Annotated in this window: 10 protein-coding genes; 5 read left to right on the plus strand and 5 right to left on the minus strand. The window is 50.8% G+C overall.

The genetic code is table 11. The features are described 5' to 3' along the window. Window positions 1-1094 precede the first annotated feature (1094 nt). Both MXE39_RS03895 and MXE39_RS03900 read right to left on the minus strand, forming a co-directional pair. On the minus strand, window positions 1095-2282 hold the full coding sequence (locus MXE39_RS03895) for an iron-containing alcohol dehydrogenase (RefSeq protein WP_246977429.1): 1188 nt from the start codon (window positions 2280-2282) through the stop codon (window positions 1095-1097). A 254-nt stretch (window positions 2283-2536) separates the two neighbouring features. After that, window positions 2537-4108: a DUF6056 family protein gene (locus tag MXE39_RS03900; RefSeq protein ID WP_246977430.1), complete on the minus strand. Its 1572-nt coding sequence runs from the start codon at window positions 4106-4108 to the stop codon at window positions 2537-2539. A 1485-nt stretch (window positions 4109-5593) separates the two neighbouring features. On the opposite strand from MXE39_RS03900, the gene MXE39_RS03905 reads away from it, so the two are divergent. Together MXE39_RS03905 and mfd are read left to right on the plus strand one after the other, a co-directional pair. Then, window positions 5594-5995 (plus strand): hypothetical protein, encoded by a 402-nt coding sequence (locus MXE39_RS03905; protein ID WP_247073800.1) that lies wholly within the window; start codon window positions 5594-5596, stop codon window positions 5993-5995. 291 nt (window positions 5996-6286) lie between these two features. Then, window positions 6287-10390, plus strand: a complete 4104-nt coding sequence (gene mfd, locus MXE39_RS03910) for a transcription-repair coupling factor (protein ID WP_246977431.1) — start codon at window positions 6287-6289, stop codon at window positions 10388-10390. Between the two features lie 810 nt (window positions 10391-11200). On the opposite strand, the gene MXE39_RS03915 is transcribed toward mfd, so the two are convergent. After that, window positions 11201-12124, minus strand: coding sequence for a flagellin (locus tag MXE39_RS03915; RefSeq protein WP_246977432.1), 924 nt, complete (start codon window positions 12122-12124; stop codon window positions 11201-11203). A 575-nt stretch (window positions 12125-12699) separates the two neighbouring features. Then, window positions 12700-13623 (minus strand): AEC family transporter, encoded by a 924-nt coding sequence (locus MXE39_RS03920; RefSeq protein WP_246977433.1) that lies wholly within the window; start codon window positions 13621-13623, stop codon window positions 12700-12702. 3461 nt (window positions 13624-17084) lie between these two features. Between MXE39_RS03920 and MXE39_RS03925 the strand changes: the two genes are divergently transcribed. The 3 genes from MXE39_RS03925 to MXE39_RS03935 all read left to right on the plus strand — a co-directional run bounded on the left by MXE39_RS03925 (window position 17085) and on the right by MXE39_RS03935 (window position 21794). Further along, on the plus strand, window positions 17085-18503 hold the full coding sequence (locus MXE39_RS03925; RefSeq protein WP_246977434.1) for a RimK/LysX family protein: 1419 nt from the start codon (window positions 17085-17087) through the stop codon (window positions 18501-18503). A 615-nt stretch (window positions 18504-19118) separates the two neighbouring features. Further along, window positions 19119-20810: an inactive transglutaminase family protein gene (locus MXE39_RS03930; protein WP_246977435.1), complete on the plus strand. Its 1692-nt coding sequence runs from the start codon at window positions 19119-19121 to the stop codon at window positions 20808-20810. Between the two features lie 3 nt (window positions 20811-20813). Next, entirely contained in the window at window positions 20814-21794 is a 981-nt protein-coding gene (locus MXE39_RS03935) for an alpha-L-glutamate ligase-like protein (RefSeq protein ID WP_246977436.1), read from the plus strand. 154 nt (window positions 21795-21948) lie between these two features. On the opposite strand, the gene MXE39_RS03940 is transcribed toward MXE39_RS03935, so the two are convergent. Further along, on the minus strand, window positions 21949-22200 hold the full coding sequence (locus tag MXE39_RS03940) for a hypothetical protein (RefSeq protein WP_246977437.1): 252 nt from the start codon (window positions 22198-22200) through the stop codon (window positions 21949-21951). Between the last annotated feature and the right edge of the window lie 2240 nt (window positions 22201-24440).

Here is a 24440-nt window from a genome sequence, read left to right on the forward strand (position 1 = left end):
TTCGGTTTTTTCAAAGGTACGATTTGTTACATTTTCCCTGAAATAAAGATCCCATATATAAGCTGTTTTTAGAGATTTAAGGTAATTTAAGCTCTGGAAACAGGATTTTTAGCCACAAATACTACTTGGGAGCAGTTTTTCACTGAAAATCACCCGCCAGCTGAAAATTTCATCTCAAAAAGCCACTCGATCGCAATACAAGCCATTTCACAAACAGCCATCAGCACGTCACCTGCCGGGTTTCATCCCCCACCAAAGTGATAAACATGCTATTTTCATCACTAAAAGTGCTTGTATACAAGCTGAAAGTACCAGCTCAACCCCCATCCCCTAAATCACAGAGCCCTAAAATCGGCAAAAATCTATCTTCCACCACAATCAAAAATGCCACTGCCCGGTCCCTGTCCGGCTCCTGCCAGGACAAAAAGCCGAAAAAACAGGACAAAAAAGCGTCCCGGCCCCGGCTGCATGCCCACGCCACTTGCCTGTGCCTGCACAACCATAACAGCCAGAAAACCAGGTCTGCTGAGCAATAAGAGCAACCTTATTAATGGGGCTGAATATCCCTTGTTCTGGGGACGGCTCATAAGGAGTGAGATCTTTTGGCGGAAGTGCCGCTGCCAATCAGAAACTAAACAGGGTGCCCCATGCTTCACGCATAAGGCACCCTGTTTGTGCAACTCTTTCATATGGCAGCTTACGCACTTTCAAACGGGGGCCGGTAAACCCTTCAGTATTTTTTGCTCAATACCACTTGAGAGCCATAAGTTGTTTCACTAGACAATCTCTAAAACATATTATGAAACATACAAAGCACAGAAATTGTTTTCGACTATGATTTATAAAACCAAAAAGCCCTCACATCCATAAGGATATGGGGGCTTTGAATAACCCCGTATTTCCGGGTGAAATACGAGGACTGTGTAAATACTGTATCCCTGATCCTGTAATATGCTGCCAATAAACACCGGTGAAACCGAATAACCCCCAGCTTATAAGGCCACTTACTGTGTCAAGTGCCTGCTGGCAAAGACAGGGATGGGCTGGTGATGGTGATGGTGATGATGTTGCTGTGGCTATATGCTGGAGGAGCATCAGCCACGGGTGGTGGCGGCGATTTTGTAGATAGCCTCGCAGTCCTCAGGGGTAAGATGGACAAAGCGGCCTACGTTCTTCTTGGCACGGGAGAGCATGCGCAGCAGCTGAGGAATATCTTCGGCACGGGCACCAATCTGCTCAAAGTTAAGTGGCATGCCCATGGACTTGAAGAAAGCACGAAGGGCGCTTATTCCGGCACGGGCAGTACGACGAGGATCCTCAAAGTCCATGGCTACACCGAACACACGGGAGGCAAACTGGGCAAAGCGCATAGGGTTGTGCGCCATGGTGTACTCCATCCATGCAGGGAACATTACAGCCAGTCCTGCACCATGAGCTACGTCATACAGGGCGCTGAGCTGATGCTCAAGGGCATGAGTAGCCCAGTCCTGCTCACGGCCTACACCGCAGGTGTCATTATGGGCAAGGGTGCCTGCCCACATGAGATTGGCTCGGGCCTCATAGTTATTGGGGTCACGCAGCACACGAGGAGCTGTCTCTACAATGGAGCACATAACGGCCTCACACAGACGGTCAGTAATGGATACCTCGGGTGTATTAGTAAAGTAACGCTCCATGACATGAGCCATCATGTCCACGGCGCCACAGGCCGTCTGATATGGAGGCAGAGTGCGGGTAAGCTCAGGATTTAAGATAGCAAAGACAGGAATATTAAGTGGAGAGGTCAGACCACACTTGATAAAGGAACCGTCCTCTTCTTTCTGAATGACAGCACTGGAGGAACCTTCAGAACCTGCAGCCGGAATGGTAAGAATAACTCCGGTACCAAGAGTGGCTTTCGGCTCACGCTTTGATGTCCAGAAGTCAAAGAAGTCACCGTCATCGACAGCACCAAGAGCTACAGCTTTGGCGGTATCGATTACGGAACCGCCACCTACGGCCAGCACAAAGTCAGCCTTGAAGCGACGGCACTCATCAATAAGATGATAGACGAGATCTGCTCGTGGATTTGGACGCACACCACCAAGAGACATGCAGGTAAGACCTGCATCTTTCAGGGACTGTTCTACGCGACCAAGCAGTCCTGAGCGTACGCAGGATCCGCCGCCGTAAATCACCAGAATGCGGCTGCGTCCCAGGTTTGCGACTATCTTGCCTGTTTCATTCTCTCTGCCGGTACCAAAGTAATAGGCTGTAGGACGGTAAAACTCAAAATTGTCCATGGATCATTCCCTGTGCTTATATGCTTGTGTCCAGCTCCGGAAAAGTTTTCCGGCTGTTACAGATCTAACGTCAAAAAAGGCCGCAACGCGGCCTTTATCAGATAAAAAGCAGATATAACTCACTCTTAATCTGCCCTGCTCAGCTCGCAGCGCAAATGGCTGCTCTGCAGCAGCTGCTGTTAAAGCAGCCGTGCCAGCCATAATGACAGGTACTGCTGATGGCATGCTTCTGGATGAGGGCTGTTGTGGAGTGGCTATTTCTGAGCCGGGCTTACGTCAGGATGAGTCGTGACCTTGAGGTTACACTCGCTGTTGTCATAACGGCCGCTGAAGAACTTAAAGTCCTTGTTAATACCTGAGACCGGATAGTCGCAGCTGCGGGCAATAGACTCTACGCCAAGGAAGTGAGCGATAATTTTGTTGGTCCAGTAGTTCTTGTCAGCACGTACATCAGCTACATAAAGGAATTTGTAGGTATAGGCATGCATTGGACTTACTACCAGGTGGGTGCGGCCCTCTTCAAGCTGAGTCAGAATTTCTGCCTCACGTACTTTCTGGTCAGTATTGATAATGATGGTGCAGTAAATGGCATTGATGATACCGGCTGTCATAAGCAGGGTAGCAGCCATCATCATGATGCGGGTAACATTCTCGGAGAAGATTGAGCCACAGCGCTCTATCACTACGTTACCAAGGCCAATAATACCGATAATGGTAAAGATGGTATATGGAGTAGCAGAACGTGCCGGGAAATTAGGAGCAAAGATCATCAGGAATAAGGTGAACATGCCGGTGTAGATAAACCACATGCTGCCATGATATTCAGATGGTAACAGAGCACCTGGACCACTCAGAGGAGAGGAGCGTGACAGTAAGGCCGGAGACTGTCCGGCATTGTCATCATCAGATGATAAGGCGGAGGCTTCAGATGCATTTTCAGAAGCAGCGGCACTTACATACTTATCGCCGATGAGCACACTGCGACGGGCACGCCAGCGCAGGTAGACCGATGCTGCCAGAAGCAGAATGCAGGCAAGCAGACTTTCAAAGAAAATGTCTATGGAGCTGATGGTGTGCTCAAGAGCATCAAAGCCATTATCTTCCATGGTGGACAGACGGGCCTGATTGCCAGGAGCAAAGATTAACAGGGCAAAACCAATGAGGAAAGATATATAGCCCTGAACCTGCCAGATGCTCAGATTATGAGTTCTAAAGCAGTAAATCAGGTACAGTCCAAGGCCAGTCGCTACAGCAGCTGAGGTGTTTTCATTGGACCATCCGGCCAGAATACCCAGCACAAACATCATAGGACAGAGCAGCAGCGGGTGGAGCTCAATTTCGCGCTTCATGGAAATGCGGTAAGGCAGCAGGAACATGAGCACAATAGTTGTAGTCCACAAATAGTTGGCAGAGCTTACGATGTTAAAAACTACCTCACCCCATGCACGCATCTGTGCAAAGAGGAGGAAGGTGATGATAAAGACAGGGATAAAGCGCAGTCTTAAGGTTGGCTTGATGCCATAGGCGTTGTAGTAGATAAACAGGATGAGTACGGCATAGGCAAAGGCTTGAGCGACAGCTGAAGCAGGCTTGCCCCACCACAGCAGTGTCTGGGCAATTACATGCGCAGGAGTGCGTCCACCCCACTCAAAGTAATGGCGGTACTGGGAGACAATGATGTCACTGAAAGAGGAAACAAGTTCATCTGTACCCTGCACCAGCAAATAGCGGTAGTCGTTGGCAAAATAAGGGGTCAGACTCGATCCCACCACAATCAGACCAAACCAGAGCAGCAAATAACTGTAGCTGCGCAGATTGATTCTCATGACATGTACCTTCTAACATTTCTGATTTGCCAGTTTTGCGGGGTGTTCCGCCTCCGGCCATTACACATACATACTTAATCATATTGCTGTCCCCAGGGAGTGTGCCAGGACAGCACTGACAGACTTCATTGAGGCAATACAGTATTGTCTGTCTTTCTGATAACTCAAAAGACGGGTATTACTCTCCCCTGCCATCAGATCGCCATTTCGGGTCTGTTACCTCAGTATTATCAGGCCTGGTATGTTCACGCCCCGGGGAATTTAATTTCAAAAGCTTTAAAACTAACCATCATGACGGACTTGCCGGTCATGCAAAAATAACTGCCTGAAAATCAATCTATGATGAGAACAGAGCATCCTGGTTAATGGCATAAATCGCAGTATTCTTTGATAGACACCATTGGAGCTCACTATTTCAGAGCAAAACTTCTACTCAGTCAGGCGTCTATTATAAAACCTGCACAACCTGAGCGCACCGGGCATGCCATTAATGCACCATATGACAGGCACGCAGCGATATATTCAGTTTACGTAATCTGTCAGCTGTTTCCTGATATAAATCAGATTCAGTGCTGTTTGGGCTGATTTTAACAGCACATACTTAGCGCTGTATAAGCTCACTTCAAAAATAAAGCTCATTGCCCCTTTCTGGACTTAAACGCTGCCAAAAGGAGCAAATACGGGCAGCGCCCGCGCAAAAAACAATTCCCCGCCACAGGTCATACTGCTCCTGCGTAAGGGCTTACGGGCTCGATTTTTGAGCTTAAAGACATAATCACAAGAGTACTGCAGCATGCCTGCCTTCCTGCCCCTATTTCAGAAACCGCTGCAGGCTCTGGCTGTTATTCCCATTGCCTGGGACTCAAGCATGGTATTCAGGTGAGGTATTCAGGTAAGGTATTCAGGTAAGGTACTAAGGTAAGGAGGCCAGCTTAGTGCCGGGGACGGAAAACCGTAGCGTGCAAAACATCTGATAATCATAGCCATGTGTGCACTCCCGGTACGCTGTGCGTTATATGCAAACAGCCGCTATAATTAAGTCCGAAAGTAATGATGCTTAATCAGAGGCGTACTGTCAGCCTGTACTAATATTCTTATTCAGGGATCAAGGCCGGAACAGTACGATTCATTATGAGCACCGGGCAAAAGACAGGTAATGACATGCGATGAAATTACATGCGATGTAATGACAGGCAATGCAAGTTCTGGCCTTTTTAATGCCATGGTTGCAGCCCCTGCTCAAAAGTGACTGTCGCATGCGAACAGGCTAAACATGCAATGTATGACCACATGGCAATGCTTACAGCCTGCCTGGCATAGTTTCAGTACTCAGGTAGCGCTCTGCCCTGTGCTGTTCCAGCAGCCTCGTGGTTACTACCCCGCATCTGGCCATACTGAGACTGTGGCTCCGTCATGGGCTTTGAGCCTGCACGATTAATTAAATCCACGCAGCCAACATGACTTGCCTGTGGAGCATAATGCCCATTGCATGTATTGTTACTACGCTGTGAATTATTACGTAAGACACATGTCCATGATACGGGCTGTGCCGCCTTATCAAGCTCAGGTACAGGGATATCTGGGCTCTTAAACTATTCCGGCCGGGCAGCAATGTCAGCGGCCCTGTTTGCATTGGTTAAAGCCAGAGCAAAGTACAGCATGACGCTGACTGCTCACCAGCAGCTTAAGTACAGCATGACGCTGACTGCTCGCCAGCAGCTTAAGTACAGCATGACGCTGACTGCTTGCCAGCAGCTTAAGTGCAGTATGCAGCTCAGTCTGCTGTTGCTGACGAGCAGCCTGCAGCTTGCAGCCGTCATACTGCATATTTCAGCCGTCATACTGCAGCACAATATGTTTAGTAGCATCTGTTGCAGCAATGGCTGACACAGCACGGAAAGATCCGGCACGAACTGATGCAGCATGTAGTGACACAGCACTGACTGACACAGCATGTACCGACACAGCACGAACTGACACAGTAAGGCATGCGCACAGGCACCTGTTGCAGCTTATACTCAGCCGGATATCTGCCTGCCGGGCCTTTAGCCCGAATATGTCGAGACCCGGTGATACAAATTTGAATACAGAGCAGCCTCAAAGTCGTCAGGGCACTTAGAGCCGCCTCTTTTGCCGCGAGCGCAAAGGGAAAGATTTATTAAGAACAAGGTTATATACATGGTGAACTCTCAACTTCTCATGAGCTCCTTTGATAACAGGGACCATGTCCTTGGTAATCTCGAGGGCTGTGCTCTTGCTGTGGAAATTGCTGCTCTTAAGGCTTCAGACCCGCGTCCTGTTATGGTGATCTGCTCTGATCCACTGGTAGCTGCCCGTCTTGACCAGGAGCTGCGCTGGCTTTGCCCTCATGAGAACATCATGAACTTCAGGGACTATGAGACCCTGCCATATGACATGATCTCCCCTCACCAGGACATTATCTCCTCACGTATTGAGTTTCTGGCCCGCGCCCCGGAAATCAGAGGAGGTATAGTCATTACCTCTATCAATGCAGTAATGCAGCGTCTCTGCCCTGTTGAGTACATCCGCTCCAACTCCTTTATTATTGCCAGAGGTGATGAGCGCGATCCGCTGGAGGTACGCGAGACTATTATCAGTAATGGCTATAACAAAGTTGAGCAGGTCTTACACCATGGAGACTTCGCTCATCACAGCGATCATATTGATATCTTCCCTATGGGCTATGACAGCCCTCTGCGCATCGACTTTTTTGATAATGAAGTAGAAAGCATTAAGACCTTTGATATTTCCAGTCAGCGCAGCACTGATGGTCAGAAAATAAAGGAAATTCGTATTCTCCCGGCTAACGAATTCCCTCTTGATGAAAAAGGCGTGATTCACTTCCGCTCTCAGTACCGTGATGCCTTCTCTCATACCCATTTCAGCTCACAGACTGTGTACAAGGCCATTTCCCGTGGCTCTATCCCTGCAGGTATTGAATACTATCTGCCTCTGTTCTTTGGTGGAACAGCCACCATTTTCGACTACCTCACTGACCGCTTCAATTTCATTCTGACCGGTGATTTTGACCGTGCCCTTCATGAGTACGACCTCTATCTCCACCAGCGTGCCGAAATGTTCAGAGGTAATATCGACCACCCTGTTCTTCCTGTCTATGACATTTTCCTCAGCCGTGAAGAGCTTTACGAAAATCTCAAGGACAGGCCACGTATTACCTTAAAGCAGTCAGCCCTGAGCTGTGCTGAGATGGGGCTTCCTGAGCCGGCCAATGACAGCAAAGCTCAGACTGAATCCACCTCAAAGGACAAGGCAAAGACCAGAGTCAGCAAGGCCAAAAGCGCCCCTCCAGCCAGCGATGAAAGCGCTGACGGGCTCATTTCAGCCATTGATACTGCGCAGCTGGCCGCCCCACAAATCGATGCATCCGATACACCATATGCCGCCGAGTTAACTGATGCAGCCGATGCACCATATGCCGCCGAGATATCCGAATCCGCCGCCTCAGCAGACGCTGACAGCGCAGTATCAGCCAGCACATCAAAGCGCAAAGCCCCGGCAAAAGGCAAGGGCAAACAGGCAGCGTCCGCTGCTGACGTGGAATCTCTGGCCGCTCAGGCAGCTGCAGCGGAGCCAGCTGCCGACACAGCCGAAGCAGACGGCGCAGTGACTGATACTGACAGCGCAAAGGAAATCATTAAGCCTTTATTTGTCAGCAAGGCAAAAGACAACTTTAATGCCCCATGCGCCGGTGTGCCTGAGATTTCCTTGAATCACAGAGACCGCAACAGCTCTGCCGGTCTTGCTGCGTTTTTAAAGGACTTCTGTGGCAAAAAGGGTGGCCGTGTACTGATTTCAGCCATTTCCGAGGGCCGTCGTCAGAGTCTGCGCGATCTTATTCCTGCATCCGTTGTTCAGGAATTTGGCATGCGTGGAGCTTCAAATATCAAGGAATTCCTTGAGTCGCCGGACGCTCTGATGATTACTGTGTCCCCATTTGATCAGGGCGTGCTTTATGACAAGGCTGCAGCCCTTGCAGCCCTCAAGAGCAATAACAGCTCCATAACCACAGAGAAAAAGGCCCGCATAAGCGCACCTCATGACGGCTCTGATCTCCGTCCGGTTGCTTTCCTGACCGAAACTGAGCTGCTGGGCTTCAAGGTAGTTCGTCAGCGCCGTCGTAACCGCCGTGCCGAACAGATAGACCAGGATACCATTATCAAAAATCTGTCCCAGCTTACTGAGGGTCAGATTGTGGTTCATATTGATCATGGTATTGGACGCTACCGTGGCCTTAAGACCGAGGTCATCAACGGTATTGCCGGTGAGTATCTGACCATTGAATACCGCAATGGTGACATGCTCTCCATTCCTATTACCTCACTTAACAAGGTCGCCCGCTACTCAGGTGAGGAAAACCCTGAACTGTCCAGGCTTGGTACCGATGCCTGGGCCAAAAAGAAGAACAAGGCTGCCCAGCGTGTACGCGATGTGGCCGCCGAGCTGCTCGATGTTTATGCTCAGCGTGAGCTGCGCCGTGGCTTTGCCTTTAAGGTCGATGAGCATGCTCTGGAGGAATTTACCGCCTCATTCCCTTATGAGGAGACAGACGACCAGATTCAGGCTATTGAGCAGACTATTGCTGATATGAAGAAGCCTGTAGCCATGGACCGCCTTATTTGTGGTGACGTAGGCTTTGGCAAGACCGAGGTTGCTCTGCGTGCCGCTTTCATCGCTGCCATGAATGGCAAGCAGGTGGCTGTACTTGCCCCTACTACCATTCTGGCTGAACAGCACTATGAAAACTTCAAGGAGCGCTTTGCCACTACAGCCATTACTGTAGATACCTTAAGCCGCTTCCGCTCAGCCAAACAGCAGCAGGCTACTATTAATGCCCTCAAGGAAGGCAGCCTCGATATTGTCATTGGCACCCATACCCTGCTCTCACAGCGAGTCCAGTTTAAGGATCTGGGCCTGCTCATCATTGATGAGGAACACCGCTTTGGTGTCCGCCAGAAAGAAAGACTTAAGGCCCTTCGTGCTGAGGTTGATCTGCTCACCCTTACCGCAACCCCTATTCCACGTACCCTGAACATGGCCATGGAGGGTATGCGTGAGCTCTCCATTATTGCCACCCCACCGGCTCACCGTCTGGCAGTAAAGACATTTATCAGCCCGGGCTCTGATACCCTGTGCCGTGAAGCCATTATGCGTGAGCTGCGCCGCGGTGGTCAGGTCTACTATCTGCACAATGATGTTTCTACCATTGAGCTCAAGCTTGAGGAGCTCAACAAACTGGTGCCTGAGGCTCAGATTGAGATAGCTCATGGCCAGATGGAAGAACGCCGTCTGCAGAAGGTAATGCAGGACTTTTACAATCAGCGCTTTAATGTGCTGCTGTGCTCCACTATTGTGGAAAACGGTCTTGACGTACCTACGGCCAATACCATTATTATCAACCGTGCGGACCGCCTCGGTCTGGCACAGCTGCACCAGATTCGCGGACGTGTAGGACGTTCCCACCACCAGGCTTATGCCTACTTCTTTACTCCGCCAACAGAGTATCTGGCAGCCGACGCCAAGCGCCGCCTGGAGGCCATTGCCTCTATCGACGAGCTGGGCGCAGGTTTTGTGCTGGCCTCTCACGATCTTGAAATACGTGGTGCCGGTGAGCTTCTTGGTGAGGAGCAGTCAGGTCAGATCCTTTCCATTGGCTTTTCCCTGTACATGGACATGCTCAATGCTGCTGTTACCGCCCTTAAGGAGGGCCGTGAGCCAAGTCTTAGCGAGCTTAACCTCAATGAGTGCGATATTGACCTCAATATCTCAGCTCTGCTCCCAGAGAGCTATATCAGAGACGTCAATACCCGTCTGTCTCTGTACAAGCGCATGGCAGCATGTCAAAACGATCTTGATTTTGATGATCTCAAAATTGAGCTCATTGACCGCTTTGGCAATCTGCCACCAGAGGCCGTCAACCTGCTGCGCATCTCTCGTCTCAGACGCATGGCCACCATTCTGGGCATTACCAAGATTGGCGGCGATGCCTCAGGTGCTCTGATTACTTTCTCTGAACACCACAAAGTCGACCCGGCTTATATGGTCTCCCTGGTAGTTAAATCAAAGCACAACGAGTACCGCATCCCGCGCCCTGACTGTCTGCGCTACAACCTGCCCGAGACTCAGACCCGCAGCCGCATCCAGACCCTGGAAATGGTACTGCGCGCCCTGTACTCTCACTCAAGCGCCGCCTCCATAGGCGCCGCCCTGGCCTCCCCGGACAAGACCACAGTCAACACCTAAGCCACAAATAGCTGACAGCCACTCAGGTCAGCCGCCCCGCACCTGCAGCAAAAGCTTCAGGTGCACGGTCCCAGACCTCATCCCGTCAGCCTTGAGTCCAGCCGGCCGTCTGACCTGAGCTCAGCAGGCCCATCAGCCCCTGGCTCAGCCAGTACATGTCTGTGCACCTGATGGTTCAAGACTGACTGCATGTCTACAGCCAAACAGTCCCGTCAGCAGGAAAGGCAAATCCAGACGGCATCACATCAGGCAATGGTGCAGCTAAAACCACAGCCCTGACATTGAGCAGAGGTCTTGGGGAATTTAAACCGCATATTTATCATGTTTTATGAGTGTTGGCATTCCATTGACTTGTATTGATATAGGGCAACCACGCCGCTTGCTTGATGAAGGAATCCTTTATTTATCAGGATGCTTTTGGCTGGGGCATCTACAAGAAGCAACTCATACGCCCCTTGGTGAGATCTGATAAAAGCTGATATATATGCAGTTTTTTATTCCTGAAACTCTCTGATCAATGTCAGCAGCCGGTGGTGACACTTTGTAAAACAAAATATAAAGGCAGTCTTTTAGAACAAAGAGAGGCTGCCTTTTCTCTTATGACGATCCCATCATTATCATTATCATCATCCCCATCCCATCCCACCACTCCGCCAAAATCACGAACGATTTAGCATCTGTGAACAGCAGTGCGGAACCTGTACCTGTATGAAACGTCAACAAGCATCGATATTTTTCAATAATATTAGATGTTAAAAAGGCGGGAAACCCCGCCTCGATGATAATAGAGAAAAGTAATTCGAAAAACTGTTAACCGCCTAACAGGCTCAGAGCGATAGTTGGACGCTGGTTAGCCTGGGCCAGCACACTCTGGGATGCCTGCTGGATGATGTTGTTCTGGGTCAGAGCTGCGGTCTCAGAGGCGAAGTCTGTGTCACGAATTCTGCTGCGGGCATCAGACTGGTTTTCAGAGATGTTAGCCTGATTACGAATGGTGCTCTCCATTCTGTTTTGTAAAGCACCAAGTCCGGCACGCTTGGAATCTACAGCCTGGATGAGAGCGTCGATGTTCTCAAGCACATGTGTAGCACGAGATGCAGTAGAAATGGTAAAACGAATTGAGCCAGCGTTACCATTTTTCATTAAGCCATATTTAGCGTTTTGCTCTGTTTGCTTTGCTGCAGCCAGTCCTGCCTGATCTGCAATTCCGCTTAACGTGAAACCTACTGACCAGTTCAGGTTGAGAGTATTGCCGGCGTTAGCGCCAACCTGGAAAGTGAGCTTGCCATTTGCTGGGATAAGTCCCTGGCCAGCGCCCTCGAGAATAGTCTGACCGGCAAAGGTGGTCTGCTTGGCGATACGGGAGATTTCCTCAGACAGCTGGGTTACTTCCTCCTGCAGAGCCTTACGGTCGGAAGCTGAGTTGGTGCCGTTAGCGGACTGTACTGCCAGCACACGGATACGCTGGAGCATGTTGGTGGTTTCGTCCAGGGCTCCTTCGATGGTCTGGGCAAGGGCGATACCATCGTTGGTGTTACGGTTACCCTGATTGAGACCGTTAATCTGAGAGGTCAGTCGGTCACTGATCTGCAGGCCTGCGGCATCATCCTTGGCAGAGTTGATGCGAAGACCTGAGGAAAGGCGCTGGTAGGAGACATTCAGGTTCAGGGTGGCATTGCTGAGCTTGCGCTGAGCATTGATGCTGCTTACGTTCGTATTTACATACAGGGCCATTACATATTCTCCGTCTCAAATGGACAGTATCGACCCTGACGGGCCTGAAAATCATTAAGTCCTTCTGCCAGTCACATCCATAGTTTCAGGCAGATCATTCTTATAAACAGGCGTTAGCAAGCCCCTTGCCAACCTCAAACCAGGTACTGACGAGAACTGCAACAAAAATCTACATGTAATGTCTTATTTATCGCATACCTGAATGTTGCGCATAACATTGCTATTTGGACATACTTTTTCTGGAACCAATGGCATGGCATTACTTTTACAGACACAATATCTTCATACGTAAGTTTAGACCAATACATCATTGTCAATCACTTACCTCAGTACGGCAAAAGTAACTCTGCAATTATCAAAAGAAAGAGCCATCTCAAACATCATGGTCAGAGATGGCTCTCATGGCAGCGCGTAATGCTGCAATTGGGATAGTATCCAATCGGTCTGGGCAGCTGGGCCAATGACATCGCACTGGCAGAAGCAGCGTGGTCATGCCCTGTCCTTCGTCAGGGTGAGCAGTAAGTGCCCTGGTTAACAGTAAGTGCCCGGGTAAACCGTAAGTTACTGGTGATCTGTCAGAGTATGAGGGCCAGCAGCGGGATGGTGAATACTGACATCAGCGTGCTCATAAAGGTGCCCTGAGACATAACCTTTGGGTCAATGCCCTCCTTGAGGCAGATCATGGTGCCGTAAGAGGCTACAGGCATGGCGCTTAATATTACAAGGACATCGGTATAGCGGTGATCAAATGGAGACTGGGAGTACAATCCGAAAATCAGACAAGGTACACCCAGAAGTTTGAGCACACTCATCACATAAATACGCCAGTTGCCGAACATCTCAAGTACTTTGATATTGGCAAGGGTCGAACCTATGACCAGCAGTGAGGCAGGGATGGTCATGTAGCCTACCAGATGAAAGGCCTCGCCGATGATCTTTGGGGTCTTAATCTGAAAGAACACAAGTGCTATGACAATGTACGTAGAGCAAAGAGCCGGGGAAAGAATCATGCGCCAGTTGAATCTGACCTTACGCTGAGCCCTGTTTGGATTGCAGCTTGAGATTAAGATCTGTCCGAGAAGAAAGATGAGCAGATTAAACGGTATGGTCAGTACCGAAATATAGAAAATGGCATAGCTGCCAAAGAGTGAGAGTACCACTGGCAGGCCAATGAAGTTGATGTTGCCAAAGGCAAACATGAAGCTGTATATGCCCTCAATATCAGAGCGCAGCAGCTTTGCCAGCACAGTACCACAAATCAGCATGATAATCAGAGTTGCCGTACCAAGTAACAGTACAGGCAGAATCTCAGAGCGCTCAGGCAGTGTATCTCCCATTACCGATGAGAGAATAATGCATGGGGCTGTGACATTGATGATAAGAACAGAAAGAGAACGGTTGAATTCGTCATTCATCAGCTTGAGCTTCTGACAGACAAAGCCAATTATGACCAGCAGGAATAACACTCCCATCTGGCCCAGAGTATCGAGAAAAGACATCTTATTTCCATAGGGGCTATAGCCTGCCCACTGCAGCATTGATGAGAACAGGCTGGCTAAAAAGCTCACAGCTTAGCCCCATCCTGTTAACAGATGTATTGTTTTAAGACTGGCGCTTGCCTCTGTCACGGCCACTAATACCGCTGACCCTTTTGAGCAAGTTCCTGTTACTTCGGGACGCCATACCTGATCCTGCCAATCCAGTAAGTGCCACTGCATGGAATACCGGATTATGCAGCCTTGTCCTGCCAATTACCATCGACAACTGTTAATCCAGGCTGTCTGGCATGTGGCTTTGCAATATACCCATTGCTCAATCTTTGACAAGGTCGTCTAATGGAGCCTGGACATATGGAGGTTCATTTTCAGGTACAGACTTAAAGCATTTGCATTGCGTAAAAACACTAACAGTCGTTCCTTATATGGTTATATACCTGGGCTCAGCAGCCAGTTGCGCTGGCAAATCGGCAGCGATGGAGCCAGCTACAAGGGTGCCGGCCGGGCTGTCTTCGTTCAGGGTAAACCATAATAGAGGCCGCGCCATTGGCCAGAGCGGCACAATGACGCAACACTTCCTTCCAGAGGCAGTCGATGTTCAACAGCCTTGTTAATGTCCTTACAGAAAGTATTTGCAGTCTAACAAAAGCAAGATCCAGATCACAAAAGCCCCAATGGAACATGCCCCAAATTGCAGCCACATGACTTTTCGTGCACACAAAAATGCAACTGTGCCTGCCTTAGCAGGCTCATAAAGTCGCCTTTCCTCCCTGTGGACTTTTTTTAAGACATTTTCAGACCATAGCATAGTTATAGTTCTATGCATCAGGATAAATTTTGCCCCAGATTTCCCCAATGCTGTACAGTGATGTCTTTTCCTAAGGTTTAGCTATATGTTTTCCGCTACTTTTAAGTGATATGGATCACGCCGTAATGTATGTACAGGACAACACCGGCAGGTCAACACTGTCAGGTCACCCATGCCCGTCAGCACTGCAGGTCAGCCTGCTGCTCATGACCTTGCCGCATGCCGCTCCCTGCTTCGGCCGGGCTCAACCGTCATAACAGCCATCATGCCAGTGACAGCTGTTGCAATGGTGTTTCAGGCCATGGCAGCATGGCACTGGCATACCTCAAGTACCGTAAAAGCCTCAAGGTACTGAAATCTTCTCAGTGTCACACACATGGATGATGGTATCGACATGGCCAAAGGTATGGACGCTGGTATTTGTCTTTACATGATCATTGGTTCTGGCCTGGCTCAGACCAGCTCAGCAATACAGCTGTACCCAATCTTCGTCCTTACTGTCAGAGACAGGCCTGATGCTGCGACAGCAACCGCAGTAACAGACTGCTCAGGGAGGATGCATAAGACCTCATTTAACCGCCTTGACTGTCATGGCTGCGTGACTGTATGGGACAGAGTGCTGACTGAAGGAAAAATACTCAGTCTGTAGAAAAAGGACGCTCAGCTGCAAAGCAGCCTGCCAGTTATTCAGGAAACAAAGTACTTACGGCGCTGTTCATATTCAGCCCAATGCATGAGTTTTTATCATTCAGAGGATCAGAGGCGCAAATGTGGCAAAGCCAGCGAATATCAGCCTGCATTGCTGTGCTTTGCATGGTATGTCCAGGCTATGCCCTTAGTATGGCCTCGAGCCAGGTCAGTATAGCCTTAAGCAAGGTCAGTAAGTCCTGAGGGTGATAAAGCATCCATTGTTCTGTTATGGTGACGTGCTCAAATCATCTCTGATCCCAGGTTATTGCCTGAGTCCCAGGCCCCGGTGTATTCAGAGTGCTCCATGGAGCACGGCTGTGCACCAGGCCTTTTGTCATGACGCATGTCTTCATGCCTGTATGCCGGACTGAGCATGCAGTTATGAAGATATGGCTGATTTTTTTGCCATTTTTTCAGGATACTGAGCATTTCTGACTTATAATGCTCAGTTTGCATATCCGGGCCATGTGGCCGGGAAATGGCCTATACATGCTTAACATCTACAGATGAGGTCCTGTCCTCAGAAGTCAATATGAGGTGCTGTACCTGAGCTTTATCTTTGAAAGCTGCGCTGTGCAAAAGAGATACTCTTAGTCCCACTTGTTAACACCACAGGTTTGAGCAAATACGAGCCCGATGTGACTGTTTGCCCTGACCGCTCCGACCTGGATATATCAACTGCCCGCTTTATCTGCGCTCACTGCAATGAGCTTATGCAGATATCCAGCCCTGATTAACACAATGATGTCGCCAAAGACTTGCACGTTAACCGACATGAGACCTTTTCGTACTGCCCATAACTTTCAGATTTAAGGAATGCAAGTCAGCACTGCAGACTACAGTGATGCAGGATTGCAAAAGACACTGAAGCCTGCAATTGCACTTATCCATAACATCAGGCCCTGCCACTACAGGCGCTGATGCCCTGATGCAAATGACGCAGATCAGAGCTCAACGTTACTGTGTACACAAGGCAGGCGGCGCAAAGTGCCGCGTGACGGACGTCCTTAATCAGGCTCTAAAGGTGCTGCCTGCTGTCCTTACTCACACGTTACACAGCCAGCCTGTGCAGGCTCGACTGGAGATAGCTGGTGAAAGTAAAGCCCGCCACAGAGATCTGTCATGTCAGGGGCAGCTGAGCTGACATAATTCATGAGGTCTTTGTGTGCTGTACTGATTAACTGCCATCAAAGTGTATCTCATCCATTATTCCTGTACCCTGCAGCTTATGCCATGTATACCTCCCGCTTATGTCCTGATAACCATGCAATCTGATTCAGTTTCCGAATAATCCAAGCCGCAAGGCTTTTACTTACAGCTGGCAATACCGACCTCGGTTCACTCCAGTAAGCCGGCGCCCATACAAAGCCCTGCTTTGCACTGCACAGCACAGCTCAAATCTGGCCATCAGGCATCACGTGATGGCCCCTGAGCAGGCTGAGCAGCTGCAGTCTTTGACCAGTCCTGCTGCTCCAGATGCAGCAGTACCAGCTGCATAATCTGCGGCTGCAGCATCCCGGCTGAACTTTGCTGCACCTGATGCAGCCCCAGTTTCAAACAGACAGTGCCTGCCGGCCCCAGTGGCGGAGGCGCTTTATCGTGTCTGGAAACCATTAAATGCCCGGCAGCTGCTATGACAGCAAGGCGGGCAAAAGAATTAACTGCATCAGTCCCTGAGCATGTATGCTGAGGACTTTTGCAGGCAGCACCAGCAGTCCTGGGCTGGCAGATAAGGCTTCTGGCCGCTTCATCCTGGCCGGACTGAGTAGCAGCCAGCTATGGCCTGCCTGGCCATCTCTGGCATTGCCTGCTATGGCATTGCCTGGCCGCCTCTGACCTTGCAAGGTATTGTCCTGCCATGTCATCAGAGACAGTCTCCAGCTGTGCCCGCTTGTCCTGACTGCACAGGCCGGTGCTGCGGATATTTTTTTGTTGTTATTTTTGATTGTTACAGGTTCTTTTGACCATGATCGAATTTAAGGAAAGCAAACTTAAACTCAAGGCGCTTCCAGCAGCCTTCATTACAGCCGTAGCCCTTATGGCTGCCGGCAGTCCTGCCCATGCAGCTCCTGATGACAATCAAGAGCCATCAACCTCGGCTCGTCTTACCGAGATGAAGGGTCAGATCCAGAGCATCAACGAGGAGCTCTCCGGTCAGCGCGCCACCCTTGGTGCTCTCAAGACCGAAATCTATGCCCAGCGTGAAGAAACCGATGATTACCGTCGTTCCCTGCTGAGCGAAATGAAAGCCCTGCGCCGTCAGAACCAGTCTCTGGTTGATTCCATTTATGACAACAGAGTACTGGCCAGCAAGAATGAAATGACTGAGGTAAAGCCTTTGCGCAATTACGACCTGCAGACTCCTGATGGCAAGATGTACTTCGGTGAGGACGAGTACGTCTACGTCAAGGAAGCTGATGCCACTTTCGATGCCCGTATCGATACCGGTGCCGCCGTATCCTCAATCTCCGCTCAGGACATTACCGAGTTTGAGCGTAACGGCAAGCGCTGGTACCGCTTCACCGTTGAAGCCAATGATCACAAGATTCAGGTTGAGGCTCCATATGTACGTACCTCAACTATCCGTCAGGTATCCAAGCACACCACTACCGAGCGTATTGTAGTTGCCCTGAACGTCAAGGTAGGTGACTACTCCACCACCTCAGAGTTCACCCTTTCTGACCGTACCCGTCTGCAGTACCCTTTGCTTATCGGTCGTACCCTGATGCAGGATATCGCTGTAGTTGATGTTGCCCGTGACCACATCCAGGGCCGCAATAAGGATACTTTCCTCATCCTCTCCCGTGAGGATTATGAAAAGGCCATGAAGGCTGGCAAGGATCCAAATGCCGCCTACAAGCAGAAGCAGGAAGCTGCTGCCGCTGTAGGTCAGATTGCCCGCCCATCAGGAGAGTATGGCTCCAATCTCGGTTCCAACTCTGAAAACGCCCTGCCAGCTGTACGCAATAAGAGCGTTTCAGATGACAAGGATAAGGCCGCCTCCGGCCCGGTAAAGGCAACCCCTAAGAGCGCTGCCGGCCAGATCACTGAGCCTGTTAAGGACGATAAGGCTGCCAAGGACGATAAGGCAGCCAAGCCTGCCAAGGACGAAAAGGCTGCCAAGCCTGCCAAGGATGAAAAGGCTGCCAAGGACGAGAAGTCCACAAAGCCAGCTAAGGACGAAAAGGCAGACAAGCCTGCCAAGGACGAGAAGTCCGCCAAGGATGACAAGCCTGCCAAGGACGAAAAGGCTGATAAGAGCAAGGCCGACGATAAGGATGGCAAGGACAAGGCCGAAAAGTCTGAAAAGACCGACAAGTCCGAGAAGTCTGCCATGGCTGACAGCAAGGATGACAAGGCTGAGTCCGACAAGGAAGCCAAATAATTTATCTTTCACCACCACAACCTGTGCCATGGCAGCATAAGACGCAGCCCCGGGTGCAGTCTCATAGACTTTGACAGAGCCCCTCTGGCGCCTGTGATTATCTGGTACTGGACGCAGCGCTGAGCTCTTTTATCGAGGCAGGTCACATGGCAATGAGCACTGTCTCATGGCACCGGTCAGCTGACTTATGGGCCAGCCTGTATGGCCGGCTCCATGGAGTGATCCTGTTGTGGCCGCTGTGCAGCATGCTGCACAGCAGCCACAGGCAGCGTATGGGCCACAGCTCATGTCAGGCAGTGTCTGTCTGCCTTGCTGCGGCCTGGTGTGACGTTTTTGTGGTGGTGGTGGAAAACAGAATTTTTTTCGTGCCTGACCTCAAGGGGCAGGTATCTCAGATGTATGCCGCTGCGGGGCTGCACGGGCCTGTACCTGTGCAGAACTGCGGCTATGTCAGGTTGCGGGCGGCCTTGCCGTCCTGGCTGTGACAGGGGCTGCATCGAGGTGCTGCCATGGCGGGTCAGGCTGACAGGAACCTACCAGGAAATATTTGAGATGGTTTCACGTGGTGTATTTTATGTGGTAACTGCCATCCTGTTTATAACAGGTATTCTTCTGATGGCTTACCAGCATGTTACTTTTGAAGTACCTTTCCTGCCAGGCGAGCAGCGTACGGTATGGCAGGTTGAGGCCAAGGTCGAGTTTGAGCCTACCGGTGCCGGTGCCGCTACAGTCGATCTGGTTATCCCTGACGTTCAGCCAGGCTTTTTCCAGTTATCCCAGACTACAGCCTCTCTTGGCTATGGCGCTACCTATATCCAGCGTCAGAACAGCTCCTATGTAGAGTGGACCAAGCGTAACCCTGTAGGTCTGCAGACTCTGTACTATCGTGGTGAGTTCTTAAGCGACGTCAATGCCGCCGACTCCTCCATGATCGTACCGTCAATTCCTGAAGTGGTTATTCCTGAGCCTTATGCCACTGCCGTAGGTGAAATTGCCTCCAAGGCCCGTGAGCGCTCTTCCGATCCTTTCTCCTTTACCGTTCAGGTAATCAACGAAATTGACCGTCAGGAAGAAATCCGCACCCTGCTGCTCCAGCACTTCACCCGTCCAGAGCTCATTATCAACATCCTGCACTATGCCCAGGTTCCAGCCCGTATTGTGCACGTTCTTGATCTGGAAGACGGCCGTCGTAACCGTGGCCTGATTCAGCGCCTTGCCGTATTCCAGGGCACTCACTATGAGATCTTTGACCCTGTATCAGGTGCCAGCGGTATCCGTGAGAACCAGCTTATCTGGAACAACAATGGCGGTTCCCTCATGGATGTTCAGGGTGGTAAGAATGCCCGTCTGTCCTTCTCCATCATCAAAAGCTCAGTACCTGTAGCCAAGGCTGGCCTGCTCAAGGTCATGACCGAAAAGGCTCAGGGCAATGATGTGGTCAATCTCTCCATTGAGTCCCTGCCACTTGAAGAGCAGTCCCTGTTCAAAGGCATTTTAATTCTGCCTATTGGCGTGCTCATCGTAGTATTCCTGCGTACCCTGGTTGGTATCAAGACCTCCGGTACCTTCATGCCTGTGCTGATTGCCATGGCCTTCCTGCAGACCTCTCTGGTCGTAGGTCTGATTGGCTTCGTATCCATCGTCTGTATCGGTCTGGTGGTACGCTCCTGGCTGTCGCACCTCAACCTCCTTCTGGTAGCACGTATCTCGGCCGTTATTATCGTGGTTATCGGCATTATCGGTGCCATTTCCCTCTTTACCTACAAGATCGGCCTTACCGAGGGTATTAAGGTAACCTTCTTCCCTATGATTATTCTTTCCTGGACCATTGAGCGTATGTCCATTCTCTGGGAAGAAGACGGTTATAAGGAAGTATTAAAGCAGGGCGGCGGCTCTCTGTTCGTAGCCGTATGTGCCTTCCTTGCCATGGACAGCCTTATTATTCAGCACCTGACCTTCAACTTCCTTGGTCTGCAGCTCGTTATCCTGGCCATCGTTCTGATGATGGGTAACTACACCGGCTTCCGCTTAAGCGAACTCAAGCGCTTCAAGCCACTGGTAGTTCAGATGGACGGCAACCTCAACGGCGACGAAAAGGAGCCAGAGCATATCCGTCTGCGCCGTGAGATCAAGGAATTAAAGTCCAACCCACGCGCCTTTGACAACGAAATTGCCATGAGCACAGCCTCCAGCAGCGACAGCTCTGCTGCACAGGCCGCCGCACCGGCAGCTGCTGATGCTGCAGCTGATGCCGCAGACGCTCAGAGCAAGACCCAGGACAGTTCCGAGGCCAGAGGCAGGGAGTAGACTATGTCCTTTGTTTCTGATTTTTTAAACCGTTACACCAGTCCCATGGCGCTGATGCGCCTGGGCATCATGGGCATGAACCAGCGCAATGTCAATTACATTGGCCGTTATAACAAGCGCCGTCTCTACCCTCTGGTGGACAACAAGCTCAAGACCAAGAGAATTGCTCTTGAGCACAAGGTCAACGTCCCTGATCTGGTAGGCTCAGTGAGCAATCAGGTTGAGGCTCAGAATATTCTTTCCATTCTCGGTGACAAGAAGTCTTTCTGCATCAAGCCTGCACAGGGCTCAGGCGGCAAGGGCATTCTGGTTATCATCAACCGAGAGGGCAAGAGCTTTATCAAGGCCTCAGGCCAGGCCATCAATATCCACGATCTGCGCCGTCATGTGTCCAACATTCTGGCCGGTCTGTTCTCTCTTGGTGGCAAGCCTGACATTGCTCTTATCGAGGATCTCATTCACTTTGATCCTTGCTTTGAGGGCTATTCCTACGAGGGTGTTCCTGATACCCGTGTCATCGTATTCCAGGGATTCCCTGTAATGTGCATGATGCGTCTGTCCACAGCCGCCTCCGACGGCAAGGCCAACCTCCACCAGGGAGCCGTAGGCGTGGGCATCGACATCAGAACCGGACGCGCTGTACGTGCCGTACAGCACAATGACACCATTGAGTTCCACCCGGACACCAACAAGGACCTCTATCAGCTGCAGGTCCCTCACTGGGATGAGGTGCTGCACCTTGCCGCCTCATGCTATGAGATGTCCGGCCTTGGTTACATTGGTACTGACATTGTGCTCGACAAGTTCCGTGGCCCAATGCTCCTTGAGCTCAATGCCCGTCCGGGCATGGCCATTCAGACTGCCAACAACGCAGGTCTGCTGCCACGTCTGCGACTGATTGAGTCCCTCAACCGTCGCTCCAACATGTCAATAGAAGCCCGTGTTGCTTTCTCCAAGCAGCACTTTGGCGTCTACAACGTCTAAACAGACCAGAAAAGCATGAGCCAGGCCCGCCTGGCTCCCACATGGAGCTGCCCTGGCACCGCCCAGGGCACTCTCAAGGCTAAGGCATACGCCGCCGCCATTTTTATCAGCCCGACCGCATCTGAGCACGCTCAGAGGCGGCCGGGCTTCGTATTTAATAAAACAGAATTTTCTCCACACCCGCCCAGGCATGCACGAACGCCTGCCCCAGACACGCGGGCACGCAGACACGCAGACACGCGGGCACGCAGGCACGCCAGTTCGCGCCGCTAACCATTGGCTGACGGCCCAGCCATGACTGGCGCACCGCACTGCACAAGCTGCGTAGCAAAAGCGATAATGATGCTGCAGCGCCATCGCGATGCGGCAGCTCCTGCAGCGCCAGCATGAACCACTGCCGCTTCATACACAGATACACCTGGCCGCATAATTCAGGTGTTGCGAGCATGTCAGCAGCAAAACTGCGGCCGCCACCAGGGCCGGCCCATCAGACTTTACACAGCAGGGCCATTACTGCCTCAGGCTTGCCAGTACGCGGGATCATCACAGATAAGAGACAGTCGAGAGCTCTCACAAAAATGAATCAAAATGACTGTAGCTGTGCTGATGCTAATTCAATCAATGACATACTGTTAAGGCATGGAATTAACAGCGCGGCAACAGCCCCCTGATGGCATGTTGAAAGCGCTGTCGGCATGCTCAAAATTAACCTGCTGGATTGCATGAAGCGCCATACAAGGTGCACAAAGGCCATCAAGGCAAGTAAGACCTGCAAAACCCGCCTTGCATATCCCGACACCGCCCAGCCGGTAATTGCCAGGACTGGAGCCATGGCAAAGACGGCGGCAGCGCGTCTGCACAGTACGGTCACATGACAGCTATCCATAAGCCACCAGGCCTCAGGACCTGCGCTTACAGCTTCAAGACTGGCGCTTACGGCTTCATAAGTGTGCTTACAGCTTTAAGACTGGCACTTACGGCCCAGAAGTGTGCTTATGGCTTCAGGGCTGGGCTTGCTCTCCAACCCACAGAGCCACGGCTGCCATGCTGCAGCTGTGAGCCTGGGCATGCTGATTTATGCTGCACAGGCAGATTTATGATGCGCCAGCAGCCGCAGTATGGCTGGCCGTCTGTACCATGATGCCCGCGCCTGTGCCTGTATGTCTGTTTGCAGTGGCAGCTCAGGCATTGAGCGACAGCTCATGCCAGCCCTAAGGTTCCGGGAGTGCGATCCCTAAAAAGGCCCTGCTGGTAAACAAGTATGTCTGCATATTTATGCACCTTTGGACATTTTCTTCAGACCATGCTTATCATGCGTAGCAGCCGCTTTTTTAGCCAGCGACAACAGATTTTATAAATATAAATCTATAGTTGCGTAAACTTTTGTCAGTGGCTGATATAGTCAGCTTCCTGGATTTAATAATTGCGGCCCCGGTCAAACTTTCAGCCTTTGGTTTAATAAAAGCCGTTCGACGGGGCATATGGCTTTGCAAATATCACTTATAATTAGCAGGCTATAGATGCGTATTTTGCATCTATATTTTGTCCTGGATTAAGTGCTGGCAAGAGCTGGATTTCTTATTTTCAGGCCATTCACAAGCCGCCCTTACCGGTGGCAAAAAGTCAGCAGCAGCTGCATATGAATGAATGCTGCCGTACCCGTACAGGCAGATGCAGCAGACGCTCTAAATGACTTGACGCAAGCGCAGCCACACTGTGGCAGTCATTCTTATCATTGCTGTTTACCGCTCCTGTTAAGGCGCTCTTTCCTGCAAGGCAGTCTGAATCTGTAATCAGTGGGAAAGTTGCTGCAAGGCCATCATAAGCTGACCTGATGAATATGACCTCATGCCATAGAGGCAGGACAAAAAAACACAGTGCAACAATGAGTATTAGAGCCAGACATGGCGCAGCACTTAGCTGTAATGACGCAAAATGCGGCCAGCGGCCATGTCCGGAAAGACCATGCCGACAAGACGACAATACGGTGACAAATAATGAATATCACAGGACAGTCCGGCATGGAGCAGCACTTTGAAGTTTAGCTGCAAGGCCGCACAAAACGGCCAACTGTCATGCCCATAAAGGTCATGCCGACAGGAAAACAATACATTACAAAAACAATGAATATCACAAGCCAGGCATGGCACTGCATTTAAGCTCTACGGCTGAAAAATGCAGCCTGCTGCCATGCCCGGAAAGTCCATGCCGACAAGACGACAATACAGTGACCAATAATGACTGTCACAGCCCGGCATGGCGCAGCACTTTAGCTTTCAGGCCGCAAAATGTGGCCGGCTGTACTGCCAGGGATTGCCATACTGCAGTCCCGACGCTAAGGACCTGTTACTGCCAGCAGAGCCAGCATTAGTCTGCAGCTCACAGACAGCCCATGAGGCCATCAGGACTTTTCCTGCAAACCTCTGGTCAGTCAGAGCCGATTGACTTCCCGGCCCTGTTAACAGCGGTCCATGCAAGGCCACAGGCAAGTGCAGCTCTCAACCTTTTGCGGGGATTTGAGAGCGCCCCTCCTACGGGAGGTTATCTGACAACAATAACCAGTGCACCGCCATGCAGGCAAATGCCCATGGCAGCTACAGTGACCACAGTCATGTACGGTGCATGTAAGCGCTGCAGCCACTGGCT

This window comes from Anaerobiospirillum sp. NML120511 (genome assembly GCF_023050955.1).
Classification (GTDB): Bacteria; Pseudomonadota; Gammaproteobacteria; order Enterobacterales; family Succinivibrionaceae; genus Anaerobiospirillum.

Bases quoted from the DNA above. Each gene is read 5' to 3' on its own strand.
- MXE39_RS03895 (WP_246977429.1), bottom strand. From the start codon at position 2,282: ATGGACAATTTTGAGTTTTACCGTCCTACAGCCTATTACTTTGGTACC.
- MXE39_RS03900 (WP_246977430.1), bottom strand. From the start codon at position 4,108: ATGAGAATCAATCTGCGCAGCTACAGTTATTTGCTGCTCTGGTTTGGT.
- mfd (WP_246977431.1), top strand. From the start codon at position 6,287: ATGGTGAACTCTCAACTTCTCATGAGCTCCTTTGATAACAGGGACCAT.
- MXE39_RS03915 (WP_246977432.1), bottom strand. From the start codon at position 12,124: ATGGCCCTGTATGTAAATACGAACGTAAGCAGCATCAATGCTCAGCGC.
- MXE39_RS03920 (WP_246977433.1), bottom strand. From the start codon at position 13,623: ATGTCTTTTCTCGATACTCTGGGCCAGATGGGAGTGTTATTCCTGCTG.
- MXE39_RS03925 (WP_246977434.1), top strand. From the start codon at position 17,085: ATGATCGAATTTAAGGAAAGCAAACTTAAACTCAAGGCGCTTCCAGCA.
- MXE39_RS03930 (WP_246977435.1), top strand. From the start codon at position 19,119: ATGGCTTACCAGCATGTTACTTTTGAAGTACCTTTCCTGCCAGGCGAG.
- MXE39_RS03935 (WP_246977436.1), top strand. From the start codon at position 20,814: ATGTCCTTTGTTTCTGATTTTTTAAACCGTTACACCAGTCCCATGGCG.
- MXE39_RS03940 (WP_246977437.1), bottom strand. From the start codon at position 22,200: ATGAAGCGGCAGTGGTTCATGCTGGCGCTGCAGGAGCTGCCGCATCGC.